The sequence below is a fragment of the Pseudomonas syringae pv. cilantro genome (assembly GCF_001293775.1).
Classification (GTDB): domain Bacteria; phylum Pseudomonadota; class Gammaproteobacteria; order Pseudomonadales; family Pseudomonadaceae; genus Aquipseudomonas; species Aquipseudomonas syringae_P.
This window is the reverse complement of sequence record NZ_LGLN01000094.1, coordinates 36,762-52,256: the sequence shown is the minus strand read 5'-3', so window position 1 is coordinate 52,256 and position 15,495 is coordinate 36,762. Positions and strand designations below refer to the sequence as shown.

At 59.4% G+C, this 15,495-nt stretch carries 13 protein-coding genes; 10 read left to right on the top strand and 3 right to left on the bottom strand.

The genetic code is table 11. The features are described from left to right. The first annotated feature begins 343 nt into the window (after window positions 1–343). Entirely contained in the window at window positions 344–1,018 is a 675-nt protein-coding gene (locus tag ABJ99_RS25370; RefSeq protein WP_054088138.1) for an HAD family hydrolase, read from the top strand. A 99-nt stretch (window positions 1,019–1,117) separates the two neighbouring features. Here the strand turns inward: ABJ99_RS25370 and ABJ99_RS25365 are convergent, their stop codons facing one another. After that, window positions 1,118–1,372, bottom strand: a complete 255-nt coding sequence (locus ABJ99_RS25365) for a hypothetical protein (protein WP_054088137.1) — start codon at window positions 1,370–1,372, stop codon at window positions 1,118–1,120. A gap of 83 nt (window positions 1,373–1,455) precedes the next feature. Then, entirely contained in the window at window positions 1,456–1,926 is a 471-nt protein-coding gene (locus ABJ99_RS25360; protein ID WP_024673691.1) for an Lrp/AsnC family transcriptional regulator, read from the bottom strand. A gap of 533 nt (window positions 1,927–2,459) precedes the next feature. Between ABJ99_RS25360 and ABJ99_RS25355 the strand changes: the two genes are divergently transcribed. After that, window positions 2,460–3,614, top strand: coding sequence for a cysteine desulfurase family protein (locus ABJ99_RS25355; protein ID WP_054088136.1), 1,155 nt, complete (start codon window positions 2,460–2,462; stop codon window positions 3,612–3,614). A 662-nt stretch (window positions 3,615–4,276) separates the two neighbouring features. Here the strand turns inward: ABJ99_RS25355 and ABJ99_RS28520 are convergent. Then, a complete protein-coding gene (locus tag ABJ99_RS28520) occupies window positions 4,277–4,504 on the bottom strand; it encodes a hypothetical protein (protein WP_147461908.1) in 228 nt (75 codons plus the stop codon). 281 nt (window positions 4,505–4,785) lie between these two features. Between ABJ99_RS28520 and ABJ99_RS25350 the strand changes: the two genes are divergently transcribed. The 8 genes from ABJ99_RS25350 (at window position 4,786) to ABJ99_RS25315 (ending at window position 15,391) form a co-directional block, all read left to right on the top strand. Then, on the top strand, window positions 4,786–5,610 hold the full coding sequence (locus tag ABJ99_RS25350) for an energy transducer TonB (RefSeq protein WP_080378324.1): 825 nt from the start codon (window positions 4,786–4,788) through the stop codon (window positions 5,608–5,610). A 71-nt stretch (window positions 5,611–5,681) separates the two neighbouring features. After that, window positions 5,682–6,368, top strand: coding sequence for a MotA/TolQ/ExbB proton channel family protein (locus ABJ99_RS25345; protein ID WP_007248263.1), 687 nt, complete (start codon window positions 5,682–5,684; stop codon window positions 6,366–6,368). Continuing rightward, window positions 6,368–6,769, top strand: coding sequence for an ExbD/TolR family protein (locus ABJ99_RS25340; protein WP_002555939.1), 402 nt, complete (start codon window positions 6,368–6,370; stop codon window positions 6,767–6,769). Before ABJ99_RS25345 ends, ABJ99_RS25340 begins: the two co-directional genes overlap by 1 nt. 203 nt (window positions 6,770–6,972) lie before the next feature. Beyond that, window positions 6,973–9,687, top strand: coding sequence for a TonB-dependent receptor (locus tag ABJ99_RS25335; RefSeq protein WP_162491543.1), 2,715 nt, complete (start codon window positions 6,973–6,975; stop codon window positions 9,685–9,687). 144 nt (window positions 9,688–9,831) lie between these two features. After that, window positions 9,832–11,715: an extracellular solute-binding protein gene (locus tag ABJ99_RS25330; RefSeq protein WP_054088132.1), complete on the top strand. Its 1,884-nt coding sequence runs from the start codon at window positions 9,832–9,834 to the stop codon at window positions 11,713–11,715. Window position 11,716: 1 nt separating this feature from the next. Beyond that, complete coding sequence (locus ABJ99_RS25325; RefSeq protein ID WP_005745742.1) at window positions 11,717–12,784, top strand: microcin C ABC transporter permease YejB; 1,068 nt, start codon at window positions 11,717–11,719, stop codon at window positions 12,782–12,784. Continuing rightward, on the top strand, window positions 12,784–13,806 hold the full coding sequence (locus tag ABJ99_RS25320; protein WP_054088131.1) for an ABC transporter permease: 1,023 nt from the start codon (window positions 12,784–12,786) through the stop codon (window positions 13,804–13,806). The genes ABJ99_RS25325 and ABJ99_RS25320 overlap by 1 nt, the downstream gene beginning before the upstream one ends. Window position 13,807: 1 nt before the next feature. Then, the gene (locus ABJ99_RS25315) at window positions 13,808–15,391 is read left to right on the top strand and encodes an ABC transporter ATP-binding protein (RefSeq protein ID WP_054088130.1); all 1,584 of its coding nucleotides are present in this window, start codon (window positions 13,808–13,810) and stop codon (window positions 15,389–15,391) included. The last annotated feature ends 104 nt before the right edge of the window (window positions 15,392–15,495 follow it).

Genomic DNA, 15,495 nt, shown 5'->3' with positions numbered 1-15,495 from the left:
ATTGCAGGGAGCTTCCGCAGCTCGGGTTTCTTTTTGGTTGGCATACATGCACCTCTTACTCATGTTATGCCCAAACACAAAATTTCTGACACCCCCTGGATGATTCAGGCGGTATGCCTGCCCACTCACCCAAAAGATCGAACCCCCACCCCACCAGGCACTCGAAAGCCTGTGACCTGAAAAACCAACCCTTTTCCCTACCTCTGGCAACGCCGTATTTGAAGCCCCGGTTCAGCCCTCGCGTCCCCCGTGATCGCTGCATTCCGATACCGACGTGCAGGTGTCGTCCACAAGGCTCCGGACCTTGCCAGAGGGTCAATCCGTATTCAAAAAGAGTAACCCTATGAGACCTCAAACCTCCTTCATTTTCGACCTCGACGGCACGCTGACTGACAGCGTTTACCAAAACGTTGCTGCCTGGAAAGAAGCACTGGATGCAGAGAACATCCCGCTGGCGATGTGGCGTATCCACCGCAAGATCGGCATGAGCGGCGGGCTGATGTTGAAGTCGTTGTCGCGCGAGACCGGCTTGAGCATTACCGAAGAGCAAGCCGAGCGGCTCAGCGAGAAACATGCGCAGGCTTACGAGCGGCTTCAGGGGCAGATCATTGCGCTGCCGGGCGCCATTGAATTGCTTGAGACGCTCGACAAAGAAAACCTCAAGTGGTGCATCGCGACCAGTGGCGGAATTGATACGGCGACGATCAATCTGAAGGCGCTGAAACTGGATATCAATAAGATCAACATTGTTACGCGCGATGACGTGAGCTACGGCAAGCCTGATCCGGATCTGTTCCTGGCGGCTGCGCAGAAAATAAGCGCGCCGATTGAAGAGTGCCTGGTGATCGGCGATGCGATCTGGGACATGCTCGCGGCACGGCGCTGCAAGGCAACCGGCGTCGGTCTGCTCTCGGGCGGCTATGACATTGGCGAGCTGGAGCGGGCAGGTGCGTTGAGGGTTTATGAGGATCCGCTGGATTTGCTGAATCATCTGGACGAGATTGCTTCACGTCCCTGAAGATCGGTTCATCCCTGCCAACCAGTGTGGGCAGCTCAACGTCTTCTATATGAACACCTTTGAGCTGCTACACCACCTCAGCGCCTTGTTCGTACTGCATCACCCCGGCGAAACACCGCCACCTTCATCCGCCACGATATCCGGGTCGTCCGGATCCACTTCCGGCTCTCCCTCGTCATAAGCCTCATCTTTTTCAGTACGTTTTTTCACTTCATCGCCCCTTTTCGAACTGACACCGGGTTTGTTCGAGTTCATGGCCAGGACCGGGTCGGCTTCGCGGTCGTATTGACCCAGCTCCGGGCTGGCCGGGTCTTCTTTCGGGACGTGATCGGTGAGTATCGGATCGGTCGTCATGTCAGCCACCTTTTTCGTTTGCCAAAGAAAGTGGACGTGGCGTGGGGCTGAGGGTTCGATTGAATTGATGAGCGTGGTATCGCTTATCCGCCAAACGATGCGTATTGCAGTGGCAGGCCAGTGGTGAATTTGATTTGTTCCATGGCAAAGCTTGAGCTCACGTCGCTGATGCCGGGGATGCTGATCAGCTGTTTATAGACAGCGTCGTAACCTGCGATGTCGGCCACGACGATGCGCAGCATGTAGTCGGTGTCGCCTGCCATGCGGTAGCACTCGACCACTTCGGGCAGGTCGCCGACGGCGGCGTGGAACTGTTCGAGCCAGGCCGCGTTGTGCTGGTTGGTGCGGATGGCGGCGAAGACGCTGACGGATACGTTCAGCCGTTGCGGATTGAGCAGTGCGACGCGGCGGTCGATGATGCCGGCTTCTTCCAGTTTCTGGATGCGTCGCCAGCATGCGGTGCTGCCCAGGCCAATGCGCTCGGCGATATCGGCGACGGAGCGGGTGCAGTCGGTTTGCAGGATGTCGAGAATTGCCCGGTCGAATTTGTCCATGGGGGGTTCCTGAGTGAAGTCGGGGCAGACGCTGATCGTTTTTCGCGTTCTGCGCTGAGCCTTTACGTGTACATAAATATCGCGGGGGCGACCGGAGCGGCGACCTGCGTTGTTCGCGAAGACTGTGGTTCAAACGATACATTTTTCAGAGAATGTACCGGCCCTTTCGCGAACAAGTTCGCTCCCACGCCCTTCGGGCAGAAGCCCACTCTGCGGAATCTTTAGAACCGATGTATCCCACGCCCTGCGGGCAGAAGCATGACAGCGCCGTATTCAGGGCTCATCGCGACTTGCATAACCCTGGGTGTGGAACGTGAGAAACGAGAAGTGCCTGGCTATAAGATTGCACGCCTGACAGCATCCTAGAATTTTTAATCGTATAAATCCAAGTCAAAGCGAATAATTTTTCGAATTAGCTCCCGATACCCGAGCAGATATCAAAAATTTTCCCCTCCTGCATCAGTAATCTTTCATGTAATCGGCCTCATACGGCCAGCCCCTGATTCTGACCCGATCACGAAGTGAATTTGCTCATGACCACCTCTGCGCTTTATCTGGATTACGCCGCTACCACGCCTGTCGATGAACAGGTGATCGAAGCCATGGTTGCCTGCATGGGCCGTGAAGGACATTTTGGTAATCCGGCGTCCAGCGGGCATGGCTATGGGCAGGTCGCGCGGCAGGCTGTTGAGCAGGCGCGGCGTCAGGTGGCGGATGCGGTGGGTGCGCCTGCGCAGGCGGTGGTCTGGACCTCCGGTGCCACGGAGTCCAATAACCTGGCGATCAAGGGCATCGCCCACGACGCAAACGCGCCATGCCGCCACATCATTACCAGCGTGCTGGAACACAAGGCGGTGCTCGATACGGTCAGCACCCTGGAGCGTCAGGGTTTTCCGGTCACCTGGTTGAAGCCGGACGCCCAGGGGCTGATCCAGCCGCAGGCGGTGCAGGCGGCCTTGCGGGAAGACACGTTGCTGGTGTCGTTGATGCTGGTGAACAATGAGCTGGGCACGCTGACTGATATCGCCAGCATTGGTGCACTGGTGCGTGAGCATGGCGCGTTGTTTCATGTGGACGCTGCACAGGCAGTGGGCAAGGTGAAGGTCGATCTGGCGAATCTGGCCGTGGACCTGATGTCATTTTCCGCACACAAGGCGTATGGCCCAAAGGGCATCGGCGCGCTGTATGTGGGACCGCGTGCTCATTCGCTGTTACAGGCGCAAATCCACGGCGGCGGGCACGAAGGCGGCTTTCGTTCGGGCACGCTGGCGACGCATCAGATCGTCGGCATGGGCACAGCGTTTGCGTTGGCAATCAGTCAGGCCGAGGCTGAAAACCGTCGTATTGCGGAACTGAGCAGTCATTTGCGCGAAGGGCTGCTGGCTCTGCCGGACGTGCACCTCAATGGTTGCCCTGAACAGCGCATCCCGCACACACTGAACCTGTGCATCACCCGCAACGGTTTCAGCAGCTCTCAGTTGTCGCACAGCCTGGCGCTGTCCTCGACCTCCGCGTGCAACTCGGCGAGTAATGCGCCTTCCCATGTACTGCTTGCTCTGGGAATGGATTCGGCAAAAGCGCTCGCCAGCGTGCGCGTCAGTCTGGGCCGCTACACGACGCAGGCGGATGTCGAACGCGCCATTGAGGTATTCAGCAAGGCCCTCAGCGCGCCTGCTGCGTTCTGGTAATTTACAAAGCCTCTCAAGCCGCCCACGTCATGGGTGGCTCTCCCTCGATTTCCCCTTGCGACCAATACTCCAAAGCTCGCGGCTCGCCACTTGCAGCTTGCATCTAAAAAATGTACCCCTCCAGATACAAAAAGACACAAATTGGCACAGTTCTTTCTTGTGGAACACGCGTGCCATAAACCAATGGTGCTTGCTGCATTGAAGGGGTGCCCACACGCACCAAATGCAGTCCACGGACGCCAAAGCGTCCACAAACAGTGCAGGCGCCTGATCACAAGTCTCGTGCCTCACCAGGAAAGGAATCTAAGCGTGCCAAATGAGTACTGTTTCAAACCCGTGCTGCACCGACGACCAGCCTCTGCGCTATCGGTCGACGACGAGCCGACCTGCCCGGCGACCTCAGCATTGGCTGTGCCCGTTGGCGTTTCTCTGAAAGCCCGGCACTTTTTTACGTAAATAATTCGCGCTGTCTTTTGCTTGTTCTGATTGGTTAATCAGGGCCTTGCGTACTTGCGCGTCTCCTAAAGAAAGAGCGCCTGTTTCGCGGCGACTACTGGCAACTAACAAGCCTTGATTGTCAGACAATTTCTATTAAAAAATCTTCATCCAGCTATCATCTTCCGACGGCTATTTATTTTTGGGATTTTAGTGTTCGTCACCAGTCAGGAGTGTTCCTTTTTGAAAAAATGACCCACTAACGCACCAACTTGATCACCAACAGACTTTGTTGGTGCATCAAGAAAACCGACCATCAGGTCACGCGTTTTCAGTTCGTCTGAATGATCAGAGGGTATTTTTACATCCTCAGATTTATAGAAACTTTTAGTGGGTCGACCCGCTTTTATCGCCTTGGAAGCCGTATTCGTTAAATAATTACAGGAAAGCGACACACCAGCTCATTGAGCGTCTGGCACAGGGGTTTTCTGGCACAGCGGTTGCAATGTAACTTTTCAGGAACACGAATGTACGTCCTGGTACATGACGATAAGAACACAAGGATGAGCAATGCGAATGGCTTGGTTTAGAACTCGTTCCCCCGTTTGAGCCTGTGCCTGCGCACAGGTTTAATGGTGTCATGCACCTGACTAACGTGCGGATATCCAGCATTCGAATATTCACGAAATGTTCGAACGGACTTTTTATTGCCCTTCAACTACCCGAGGGAGCGTTAATGAATGATGCGGTAATAATGAAAGCGGTCCCCGGTCCATCGCCCGATGAAACGTCGACGGCGTGGCAGGGCATCCCTTTCAAAGCCAATACGTCTCGCCCGGGCGGCCTTAACAGGCCGCAAGTAATGGTATTGATTGCTGCGTCGGTCCTTATCCATGGCGTCATCTGGTGGTACATGCAAACCGCACAGCCCGAGCTGCCGGAAGTTGCGCCACAAGTTCCGGAAATGACCATTGAACTGACCAGCCCGACGCCACCTGCGCCGGAACCGCCGCCGCCCGAGCCACCACCTCCGCCTCCCCCACCGCCGCCGCCACCTGAGCCGGAACAGCCCGTCGAGGACCCGGACGCCGTGGAGCCGCCGCCCAAGCCGGTAGAGAAGCCAAAGGTCGAGAAGCCCAAACCGGTCAAGAAGGTTGAGCCGGTGAAAAAGCCGACGCCGCCGGCACCAACGCCTGCTGCCGCGCCGAGCCCGCCTGCGCCGCCAACACCTGCGCCCGCACCACCGGCACCTGCTGCGCCACCCGCTCCGGCCAAGGAAAGTGCGGCTGTTTCCGGGCTCGCCAGCCTGGGCAATCCGCCGCCGGAATATCCGGGACTGGCCCTGCGTCGCAGTTGGGAAGGTCGCGTGGTACTGCGCATCAAGGTGCTGCCAAACGGACGCGCCGGGGCTGTCGAGGTGACCAAATCCAGCGGCAAGCCGGTACTGGACGAAGCGGCCGTGGAGGCTGTGCGCAACTGGAAGTTTATCCCGGCCAAGCGGGGCGATACGCCGATAGAAGGCTTCGCGACGCAGACCATCGACTTCAAGCTGCCGGAATGATCCGGCGCATGACAACCGACAATTCATTTAAAGCTGGTGAGGTTTAAACCATGAACGCATCGCTCTCTTCCATGATCGTCCCCGCCGTGCTCTGGGCATTGATTGTGTTTTCCGTGTTGAGTTGGGCCCTGTTGCTGATCAAGTCGGCGCAGTACGTCCGCCAGAAGTCGCAGAACAAACAGTTCACCAAGGCGTTCTGGAGCGCGCCGGATCTGCTGACCGCCGCCGAGCATGCGGCGCAATACCCTGGCGCCCTGGCACGTATCGCCAACAGCGGCTTCGAGGCGATGGCGGTCGATGAGTCGCCGCGGACCACGCAGCAACTGGCGCACACCATCAATCGCTCGGACCGCCTGGAGCGCAACCTGCGCCAGCAGATTCAGAAAGAGCGTCGGGCGCTGGAAAGCGGCCAGGCGATTCTTGCCAGTATCGGCTCCACCGCGCCCTTTATCGGCCTGTTCGGTACGGTCTGGGGGATCATGGAAGCGCTGCAAAGCATCGGTCTGACGGGTTCGGCCAGCCTTGAAGCGGTCGCGGGGCCCATCGGTCACGCGCTGGTCGCCACCGGCGTGGGTATCGCTGTCGCGGTGCCGGCCGTGCTGATCTACAACTTTTTTCTGCGCCGGCTCAAGCTCGCCGTGGCCGACATGGATGACTTCGCCCACGACTTCGACGCCCTTGCCCAGCGCAGCGCCTTTGCCGTTACCCGTCAGCCTATCGCCAGCAAGAACGGCCATGCCGTTCGGGAGGCCAGCTAATGTCGTTCTCCACTCAAGACAGCGATGAAGTGCTCAGCGAAATGAATGTCACGCCGCTGGTCGACGTGATGCTCGTGCTGCTGGTGGTGTTCATCGTCACCACGCCGCTGATGACCAACGCCATCAAGGTCAACCTGCCCAAGACCGATGCGGTCGCGCCTGCCGAGAAGAAAAATCCGGTGGTGGTCAGCGTCGATCAGGACGGCAAGTTCTACCTCGCCAAATCGGAAATCGCCCCGGAGCTGCTGGAAAAAAGCCTGCAGGACGAAAAGGCCAAGGACCCGGAAATCCGCGTTCAGCTGCAGGCCGACACCGCCGTGAACTACGGCCAGGTGGCCAAGGCGATGGCGTCCATCGAGCGCTCCGGCATAACAAAGATATCCGTCATGACGGCGAAATGACCCGAATGTGATCCGAGGGCTTCGCCGCGCGAAGCCGTCTGACCCGACTCCCGTGAATGCGGTCGTCCGTGGGCTGAAAAGCCCCTGGAGGGGAGCGGCTTGCTGGAAGAAGAGAAGTGGAATACCCGCTCGGCACAACCGCGTCGGGAACAGAGGGCTCACAAGGCCATTTCAATAATGTCTGGATCAAGTCGGAACTAACCATGCTGATGAATCTTCCCGGTTGCACCCTCAAACCACTGGCCCTCGCGGTCCGGCGTCATCCACGTGCCCTGCTTTGTGCATTGGCCATGGGCATGAGCGGTGCCCAGGCGGCAGACGCCGTCGATGCAGACACGAGCAGTTCGGCCGTGTCCTCGACTGCAGCGGTTGTGCCTGCCACGACTCAGTTGCAACGTGTTGAAGTGACCGGTTCGGCGATCCGCCGGGTCGATGCCGAAACCGCTGTGCCGATTACCATTCTGCGCGCCGAAGACCTGAAGAAACAGGGCGTGACCACCACTCAGGAAATGGTCCAGCGCATCACCGGCAGCCAGTCGATCAACAACAGCGCAGGTTCGATCGGATCTGGAACAGGCGGGGCTTCCTACGCGGACATGCGCGGGATTGGCGCAAACAAGACGCTGGTGCTGCTCAACGGCCGCCGCCTGGCCAACAATGCCCTGTCCGGTGTTCCCAGCGGCAGTGCCGTCGATCTCAACATGATTCCGTTCGCCGCCATCGACCGTGTGGAAGTGCTGCGTGACGGGGCCTCGGCGCTGTACGGCACAGACGCCATCGGCGGCGTGATCAACTTCATCACGAAAAAATCCCTGACTGACGGCAGCCTCACGTTGGGCGGCGAAACGCCGACTGCCAGCGGCGGCGGTGCGACCAAAGACATGAGCGCCAGCTGGGGCTTTGGCGATCTGGAGGAAGATCGCTTCAACGTGATGGGCGTGTTCAACTACAACAAGCAGCAAAACCTGGACGCCAACGACCGTTCATTTGCCAAAGATTATCGGCCAGGACGCGGCCTTAACCAGACCTCCGGTACCGCGTACCCCGCTAACTATTTTCAGGGCAACAATGCCGCCAACCCGCTGGGCACAAATTGCGGCGGCCCGAACCTGATTGCCAGCAACGGTGTCTGCCGCTTCAGTACCCGGAACTACATCGATCTGATCCCGCAGACTGAAAAAACCTCGTTCTTCGGCAAAGCCACCGGCAAGCTCGCCGACGATCACAACGTCAGCCTCGAATATTTCTGGGCACGCAACAACAACGAGACCGGCATTGGCCCCGCGCCGCTCACCGGCCTGTCGCTGGACTCATCGTCGCCGTTCTACCCAGGCAACGGCATCACTCCGGCGCCGACCGACTTCACCCTCGATCCGACGCAACCCGTCACAACTGCCTGGCGCGAAACGGCGGCCGGCCCACGCGGCTCAAGCGACCAGAACACCAGTCAGCGTTTCCTGCTCAACTTCGACGGTTTGGTGGGCGGCTGGGACTACAACGTCGGCGCTTCGTACAACCAGAACAAAGTGCTCTCCTCGGTCGACAGCGGCTATGTCAGTGACGCGGCGATGATCAATGGCTTGGCCAATGGCACGCTTAACCCCTTCGGACCGCAAACTGCAGCGGGTCAGGCGCTGATCGATGCCAACGAATACCACGGCCAGTACTCCAGCGCCGTAGGCCGCGTGGCCGGACTCGATGCGCGCATCAGTCGGGAAATCGGTGACTGGTTCGGCGCAGGCCCTGCAGGTCTGGCGCTCGGCGGTGAATACCGCAAAGAGAAAATGCATCAAACCTATGAAGCCTTCGTCAACGACATCAGCAGCCTTGGTGCCGACGCAGCGGGCAGTGCAGGCGGTGATCGCAGCGTAAAAGCTGAGTACGCCGAGCTGAACGTACCGGTACTGGACAGCCTTGAACTGACGGCCGCCGTCCGTCATGACAAATACAGCGACTTCGGCAGCACCACCAACCCGAAATACTCGTTCCGTTATCAGCCGTTCAAGCAATTGGTGGTTCGCGGGGCGTACAGCGAAGGCTTCCGCGCACCGTCGCTCTATGAACTGTATGCACCACGCAGCACAACCTTCACCCAGGGCTATTACAATGACCCGGTTCTGTGCGCAGGCGGCACCGTGCAGCCTGGCGGCAATGCCGGTCGCGACTGCGGGCAGCAATTCCTCAACAACAGCGGTGGCAACACGGATCTGGCACCGGAAAAAGCCCGTAACATGACCTTGGGCTTCGTCTATCAGCCGGTCAACAACCTGTCGATGGGCCTGGATTTCTGGTGGATTCACATTTCCAACCAGATTCAGTCGTTCCCCGAGTCGACCGTATTCGATGACCCGAACACCTACGCCGACCGTTACATCCGCGCTGCCGATGGTTCGATTGCCAATATCGTGACCGGCAACGCCAACCTGGGCATCGTCAAAACCAGTGGTGTCGACGTGACCCTCGACTATCGCTTTCCGAACACGCCTTACGGCCAGTTCGGTCTGGGCATGACCGGCACTTACGTGACCCGTTATGACTTCCAGAACATCATCGACGGCCCGTACACCGATAAGGTGGGCGACTTCCAGGGCGACGGCGTGATTTCGCGCTGGAAACACGTGTTGACCGGCACCTGGTCGCTGGGTGACACCCGCGCGTCCCTCACCAACCGCTTCACCAGCGGCTACAACGACTACGACCGCACCACCAACGCCCGCGTCGCGTCGTATGCGCTGTGGGACATGTCGGTGGGTCATACCTTCGACAAGGTGCTGGATATCGACGCTGGCGTGCGCAATATGTTCGACCGCAACCCGCCGTTCTCCAACCAGGCCTACAACTTCCAGTCCGGCTATGACCCTCGTTACGCCGACCCGCTGGGCCGCACCCTGTTCGCACGCGCGACTTACCACTTCTGAGTGTGACGACGTGGCCCATACATGCTCCGTGGGCCACGTCAGATTGCGAGCTCGCCCCCTCCGGCCCAGGTTTCATCCACCTTCCCCGGCCGGGGGCTTTTTCGCGACCCATCGTCATTCAGTGCGTACGAGGAAAGCCCCATCATGTTGCGTCATACCCGTTTTTTGCGGCGCCTGATTCTGGGTGTAGCGCTATTGAGTTGCTGGCAGGTCACGCAAGCCGCGCCGACCCACGCCTTGACTGTCTATGGCGAGGCACCGAAATACCCGGCTGGCTTCCAGCACTTCGACTACGTCAACCCGAACGCCCCGAAAGGCGGCTCATTGACGCGCTCGGCGGAAGAAATCGGCCAGTTCAATTACCTCAATCCATACGTCGACCAAGGTATCAATGTGGTGCAGGTCGACACCTGGGTTTACTCGCCACTGGCCTACCGCTCGCTGGACGAGCCTTACACAGTCTATGGGCTGGTCGCGGAAAAAATGGAGATGGACCCGGCCGGTTTGTGGATTCGTTTTTTCCTCAACCCCAAGGCGCGGTTCGAGGACGGCAAGCCCGTCACCGCTGAAGACGTGCGCTACACCTTCGAGCTGATGACCACCAAGGCCAGCTTCAGTTATCGCCCCATGTTCGCCGACGTCAAAGCGGTGACCATTGAAGGGCCGCTGCAGATTCGCTTCGACTTCAAGAACAACCTCAATCGCATGCTGGCGCTGGATATCGCCAGCCTGCACATCCTGCCGGAACACTGGTGGAAGAGCCGCGACTTCGCCAACGGCGGCGGTTTCGAGCCGCCGCTGGGCAACGGGCCGTACCGGGTCGCCAAGGTCGACGCCGGGCGCAGCGTCACCTTCGAACGGGTCAAGGACTGGTGGGGCAAGGACCTGCCGGTCAGCCGTGGCCTGTACAACTTCGACACGCTCACCGTGAACTACTACGGCGACACCGAAATCGCTCGCCAGCTGCTGCAGGCCGGGACGTTCGACTACAACCGCGAGTTCTCGTCTTCCGGTTTCGTGGTCGGTTACAGCGGCCCGGCCATCGACGACGGGCGTCTGCAAAAAAACATCTTCGCCCAGCAGCGCCCGGTCGCCGCGCAGGGTTTCGTGTTCAATCTGGACAACCCGATCTTCAAGGACCGCCGCGTGCGTGAAGCGCTGTCGCTGCTGTGGGACTTCGACTGGATCAACCGCCGGGTCATGCGCAATTTCTACGTGCGCGAACAAAGCTACTTCCCGAAAAGCGACATGGCCGCCACCGAGCTGCCGACCGCTGCTGAACTGAAGATTCTCGAACCCTTGCGCGGGCAGGTGCCGGATGAGGTGTTCACCAAGGTGTATCAGCCGCCGAAAACCGACGGCAGCGGTTACATTCGTGACAAGCAATTACAGGCGTTGAAGCTGCTGGCCGAGGCTGGCTGGCACCCGAAAGACAACAAGCTGGTCAACGCTGCGGGCGAGCCGATGGTGTTCAGTTTTCTCGACGGTCAGGGCGGCTTCGACCGACTGATTCTGCCCTTCAAACGCACCCTGGCGCAGATCGGCATCACTCTGGATTTCCTGCGCATCGATTCGGCGCAGTACATCAACCGGCTCAATGCACGGGACTACGACATGATCGTGGTCAGCCTGCCGAAAAACGGCAATCCGATCATCTCCCCGGGCCGTGAGCTGTACAACCTGTACGGCTCGCAAAGCGCCACCGAAGTGGGCAGCTCCAACGCCATGGTGCTGCGCAACCCTGCGGTGGACACGCTGATCGACGGGCTGGTGAGCGCCAACACGCGCAACGACATGGTGACCTATGCCCGTGCGCTGGATCGGGTCCTGCAATGGGGCTACTACATGATTCCCAACTACTACTCCAAAGGCATACCGCTGGTGTTCGCCAACCGCTTCGGCATGCCTGAAGTCGAGCCGATCTACGACGTGGGCCTGGAAACTTGGTGGCAGATCAGCCCGACGCCGCTGACCAACGCCCAGGCCGCTGCACTCCCCGGCAAGACCATCGCTGCGAAGGAGCATTGAGATGCTGGCTTATGTGATTCGACGCCTGCTGCTGATCATTCCGACGCTGCTGGCGATTCTGATTGTCAACTTCCTGATCGTGCAGGCCGCGCCCGGCGGGCCGGTCGAGCAGGCCATCGCCCGCATTCAGGGTTTCAGCCCCAACGGGGTCGGTGGCGGCGGTGGTGAAGTGGCCGCAAGCGGCACCGCCAGCCGCAGCACGCGCGGGCTGGACCCGGCGCTGATCGAGCAGATCAAGGAGCATTACGGCTTCGACAAACCCATGCACGAACGGCTCTGGCTGATGCTCAAGAACTACGCGCAACTGGACTTCGGCACCAGCTTCTTTCGGGGTGCGCCGGTCACCGAACTGATTGCGCAAAAGCTGCCGGTATCGCTGTCACTCGGGCTTTGGGCGACGCTGATCACCTACCTGATTTCCATCCCGCTGGGCATTCGCAAGGCGGTGCGGCATGGCAGTGCGTTCGATGTGTGGAGCAGCACGCTGGTGATCATCGGCTACGCCACGCCCGCGTTTCTATTCGCCATTCTGCTGATCGTGGTGTTTGCCGGCGGCAGCTACCTGAGCTGGTTTCCGGCGCAGGGTTTGTTCTCGGAAAACTTCGACAGCCTGAGCACGTGGGGCAAGGTGAAGGACTACCTGTGGCACTTGGTGTTGCCGGTCAGTTCGCTGGTGATCGGCGGGTTCGCTACGCTGACCATCCTTACCAAGAACAGCTTTCTCAACGAGATCAGTCGCCAGTATGTGGTCACGGCGCGGGCCAAGGGCCTGACCGAGCATCGCGTGCTGTACGGCCATGTGTTCCGCAACGCGATGTTGCTGGTGATCGCCGGCATTCCGCAGGCCCTGATTGAAGTGTTCTTCGCCGGCTCGCTGCTGATCGAAACCATCTTCGGCCTCGACGGTTTGGGGCGCATGAGTTACGAGGCGGCAGTGTCGCGGGATTACCCGATTGTGTTCGGCACGCTGTTCCTGTTCACGCTGTTCGGCCTGCTGATCAAACTGATCGGCGACCTGTGCTACACGCTGGTCGACCCGCGCATCGATTTTTCCGCGAGGAGCGCCTGATGTTCGAGTTCTCTCCCCAAACCAAGCGCCGCTTCGACCTGTTCAAAGCCAACCGGCGTGGCTGGTGGTCGTTGTGGATCTTCATCGGCCTGATGCTGGTGTGCCTGTGCGGCGAACTGATCGCCAACGACAAACCCTTGCTGATCAGCTACGACGGGCAGATGTATTACCCGGTGTTGCACACTTACATGGAAACCGATTTCGGCGGCGAACTGCCTTTCGAACCGGACTATGCCAGCGACTACGTGCGCCAGCTGATCGCCGCAAAGAACGGCTGGATGCTCTCAGCGCCTATCCCGTTCAGCCACGACACCATCAACTACGACCTGGACGCGCCGTCGCCCAGCCCACCTGACCACATCAACTGGCTGGGTACCGACGAACAGGCCCGTGACGTACTCGCACGGGTGCTGTTCGGCGCGCGGATTTCGATTCTGTTTGCGCTGCTGCTGACCGTCATCAGCACCGTGATCGGCGTCTGCGCCGGGGCGCTTCAGGGCTACTACGGCGGCATGACCGACCTGATCGGCCAGCGCATTCAGGAGATCTGGTCAGGTTTGCCGGTGCTGTACCTGCTGATCATCCTGTCCGGCTTTGTATCACCGAGTTTCTGGTGGTTGCTGGGCATCATGGCGCTGTTTTCCTGGCTGTCGCTGGTGGACGTGGTGCGTGCCGAGTTTCTGCGCGGGCGCAATCTGGAATACGTCAAAGCGGCACGCGCACTGGGCCTGACCGATGCTGCGCTGATGTGGCGACACATCCTGCCCAACGCGATGACCAGCACCCTGACTTACCTGCCGTTCATCATCACCGGCGCCATCGCCACGCTCACTGCACTGGACTTTCTCGGCTTCGGCATGCCGGCGGGCAGCGCTTCGCTGGGCGAACTGATCGGTGAGGCCAAGCGCAATCTGCAAGCCCCCTGGCTGGGCCTTACGGCGTTCGTGGTGCTGGCCTTGATCCTTTCGTTGCTGGTGTTCATCGGCGAAGCCTGCCGTGACGCGTTTGATCCTCGGAGCTGACATGCAAGACAACCTGATTGAAATTCGCGACCTGCGGGTCGCCTTCAACGGCCAAGAAGTGGTGCATGGCATCAGCCTCGATATCCGCCGTGGCGAATGCCTGGCGCTGGTGGGCGAATCCGGTTCCGGCAAATCAGTGACTGCGCATTCGATTCTGCGCTTGCTGCCGGCGAAAACGGTCAGCACGCAAGGCTCGATTCGCTACGACGGGCTGGATCTGGTCACCGCCAGCGACAAGCAATTGCGCAGCCTGCGCGGCAATCGGGTAGCGATGATTTTTCAGGAGCCCATGAGTTCGCTGAACCCGCTGCACACGGTCGAAAAGCAGATTGGCGAAATCCTCGTCACCCACAAGGGCCTGAAGGGCAAGGCGGCGCTAAGCAGAACGCTGGAGCTGCTGGAACTGGTCGGCATTCGCGATCCGCTGTCGCGGCTCAAGGCTTATCCGCATCAACTGTCGGGCGGGCAACGCCAGCGCGTCATGATCGCCATGGCGCTGGCCAACGAGCCTGATTTGCTGATCGCCGACGAACCGACCACGGCGCTGGATGTGACGGTGCAGGTGAAGATTCTCGAACTGCTCAAATCGCTGCAACAGCGGCTGAACATGTCGTTGCTGTTGATCAGCCACGATCTTAATCTGGTGCGGCGCATTGCTCAGCGGGTCTGTGTGATGCGTGAGGGTGAGATCGTCGAGCAGGCCGATTGCCAGACGCTGTTCGACAGCCCGCAGCATTCTTACAGCCGCTTGCTGATCAACGCTGAACCGGACGGCGAACCGGTGCCGTCCACGCACAGCAATACGCTGCTGTCGGTGCAGGACCTGAAGGTCTGGTTCCCGCTGGGCAAAGCCTGGTTCCAGCGCGAGCAGCAGTACGTGAAAGCGGTGGACGGGGTCAGTTTCGAGCTGCTCAAGGGCAAGACGCTAGGCATTGTCGGCGAGTCCGGTTCGGGCAAATCAACGCTGGGCCAGGCGATTTTGCGGCTGGTGGATTCAGAGGGCAGCATCCGCTTTGGCACCAAGGAACTGAGCTTGCACAGTCAGCACCTGATGCGCCCGTTGCGTCGCCAGTTGCAGGTGGTTTTTCAGGACCCGTTCGGCAGCCTGAGCCCGCGCATGACCGTAGAGCAGATCATCGCCGAGGGCTTGGTGACGCATAAAATCGGCACGCCCAAAGAACGTGAGCAGACGGTGATTCGGGTGTTGCAGGAAGTGGGGCTCGATCCGGCGACGCGGCATCGTTATCCGCATGAGTTTTCCGGTGGCCAGCGCCAGCGCATTTCCATCGCCAGAGCATTGGTGCTTGAACCGGATCTGATCCTGCTGGACGAGCCGACTTCAGCCCTCGACCGCACCGTGCAGAAACAGATCGTCGCCCTGTTGCGTGATCTGCAAATCCGTCATGGCCTGACGTACCTGTTCATCAGCCATGACCTGGCGGTGGTGCATGCGCTGGCCCATGACCTGATCGTGATCAAGGACGGCAAAGTGGTCGAACAAGGCCCGTCCCGCGAGATCTTCGCCGCACCGCAGCAGGCCTACACTCAGGAACTGCTGCGCTCGTCGGGGCTGGTGTTTGCTTGAATCTGTGCACGAAGATCCCTGTAGGAGTGGACTTGTCCACGAAGACTGACTTTCAACCACCCAATACATCATTGAAGAAACACGCCCAGGCATATATTCAGAAA

Excerpts from the sequence above, each read along its gene's own strand:
- ABJ99_RS25340 (WP_002555939.1), top strand. The coding sequence starts at position 6,368 with ATGTCGTTCTCCACTCAAGACAGCGATGAAGTGCTCAGCGAAATGAAT.
- ABJ99_RS25370 (WP_054088138.1), top strand. The coding sequence starts at position 344 with ATGAGACCTCAAACCTCCTTCATTTTCGACCTCGACGGCACGCTGACT.
- ABJ99_RS25325 (WP_005745742.1), top strand. The coding sequence starts at position 11,717 with ATGCTGGCTTATGTGATTCGACGCCTGCTGCTGATCATTCCGACGCTG.
- ABJ99_RS25335 (WP_162491543.1), top strand. The coding sequence starts at position 6,973 with ATGCTGATGAATCTTCCCGGTTGCACCCTCAAACCACTGGCCCTCGCG.
- ABJ99_RS25345 (WP_007248263.1), top strand. The coding sequence starts at position 5,682 with ATGATCGTCCCCGCCGTGCTCTGGGCATTGATTGTGTTTTCCGTGTTG.
- ABJ99_RS25350 (WP_080378324.1), top strand. The coding sequence starts at position 4,786 with ATGAATGATGCGGTAATAATGAAAGCGGTCCCCGGTCCATCGCCCGAT.
- ABJ99_RS25365 (WP_054088137.1), bottom strand. The coding sequence starts at position 1,372 with ATGACGACCGATCCGATACTCACCGATCACGTCCCGAAAGAAGACCCG.
- ABJ99_RS25360 (WP_024673691.1), bottom strand. The coding sequence starts at position 1,926 with ATGGACAAATTCGACCGGGCAATTCTCGACATCCTGCAAACCGACTGC.
- ABJ99_RS25315 (WP_054088130.1), top strand. The coding sequence starts at position 13,808 with ATGCAAGACAACCTGATTGAAATTCGCGACCTGCGGGTCGCCTTCAAC.
- ABJ99_RS25330 (WP_054088132.1), top strand. The coding sequence starts at position 9,832 with ATGTTGCGTCATACCCGTTTTTTGCGGCGCCTGATTCTGGGTGTAGCG.
- ABJ99_RS25355 (WP_054088136.1), top strand. The coding sequence starts at position 2,460 with ATGACCACCTCTGCGCTTTATCTGGATTACGCCGCTACCACGCCTGTC.
- ABJ99_RS25320 (WP_054088131.1), top strand. The coding sequence starts at position 12,784 with ATGTTCGAGTTCTCTCCCCAAACCAAGCGCCGCTTCGACCTGTTCAAA.